The following is a 1,157-nucleotide window of genomic DNA, read 5'->3' as shown; positions in this document are numbered from 1 at the left end:
GCTGCGCAGACCAGCCACTTGCCGTTGAAGGTGAATATGGCGGGGGTTATCCCGGCTATTTTCGCCAGCAGCCTTCTGTTGTTCCCGGCCTCGCTGGGTGCCTGGTTTGGCCAGTCCGAAGGTCTGGGCTGGCTGCAGGATATTTCACAGGCTATCGCTCCTGGTCAGCCGTTGAACATTTTGCTGTTTAGTGCAGGGATCGTTTTCTTCTGCTTCTTCTATACAGCGCTGATGTTCAACCCGAAAGACGTAGCGGAGAACCTGAAGAAGTCCGGTGCCTTTATTCCGGGTATCCGTCCTGGTGAGCAGTCGGCGCGCTATATCGATGGCGTGTTGACCCGTTTGACCATGTTCGGTGCTCTGTACATGACGGCCGTATGCTTGTTGCCCCAGTTCCTGGTGGTGGCTGCCAACGTACCGTTCTATCTTGGCGGGACCTCGTTGCTGATCGTCGTAGTGGTTGTGATGGACTTTATGTCGCAAGTACAATCGCACCTCGTTTCGCACCAGTACGAATCCCTGATGAAGAAAGCCAACCTGAAGGGCTACGGCAGCGGCATGATGCGCTGAACGTACCCATAAGGTTCGAGGAGTTGGTGATGAAAGTTCGTGCATCGGTGAAAAAGCTGTGCCGTAACTGCAAGATTATTCGTCGTGAAGGTGTCGTTCGAGTTATTTGCAGCGCGGAACCGCGTCACAAGCAGCGCCAAGGCTGAGTGTGATTGAAGTGCTACAAGCCCGGCAGCTAGTGCGCTGCCGGGTTGATTATTTGTTTCTACAGCGCTAATATCTCGCGCCTCATTTCTTGGCTTCCGGGGCGTAGGTAGCTGTCAATTGGAGTTCCACTGAATGGCCCGTATTGCAGGCGTAAACATTCCGGATAACAAGCACACTGTTATCTCGCTGACCTACATCTTTGGTGTTGGTCGCACTACCGCGCAGAAAATCTGTGCGGCTGCCGGTGTTAATCCGGCAGTAAAGATCAAGGATCTCTCTGACGAGCAGATCGAGCAGCTGCGTGGCGAAGTAGCCAAGGTTAATACCGAAGGTGACCTGCGTCGTGAAGTGAACATGAAAATCAAGCGCTTGATGGACCTGGGTTGCTACCGCGGCCTGCGTCATCGTCGTGGTCTGCCGGTTCGCGGTCAGCGTACCAA

3 protein-coding genes are annotated in these 1,157 nt (G+C 54.1%); all 3 read left to right on the top strand.

All coding sequences use genetic code 11. The features are described from left to right. A partial coding sequence (locus Q8O69_RS11470; RefSeq protein WP_305592221.1) for a preprotein translocase subunit SecY occupies positions 1-570 on the top strand: 570 nt, incomplete at its 5' end. A 29-nt stretch (positions 571-599) separates the two neighbouring features. Next, complete coding sequence (gene rpmJ, locus Q8O69_RS11465; RefSeq protein ID WP_002555468.1) at positions 600-716, top strand: 50S ribosomal protein L36; 117 nt, start codon at positions 600-602, stop codon at positions 714-716. A gap of 133 nt (positions 717-849) precedes the next feature. Next, on the top strand, positions 850-1,157 hold a 308-nt coding region (gene rpsM / locus Q8O69_RS11460; protein ID WP_305592218.1), incomplete at its 3' end, for a 30S ribosomal protein S13.

This window comes from Pseudomonas sp. (assembly GCF_030690725.1).
Classification (GTDB): Bacteria; Pseudomonadota; Gammaproteobacteria; order Pseudomonadales; family Pseudomonadaceae; genus Aquipseudomonas.
The sequence above is the reverse complement of the archived record's forward strand: the minus strand, read 5'-3'. Positions and strand labels throughout refer to the sequence as shown.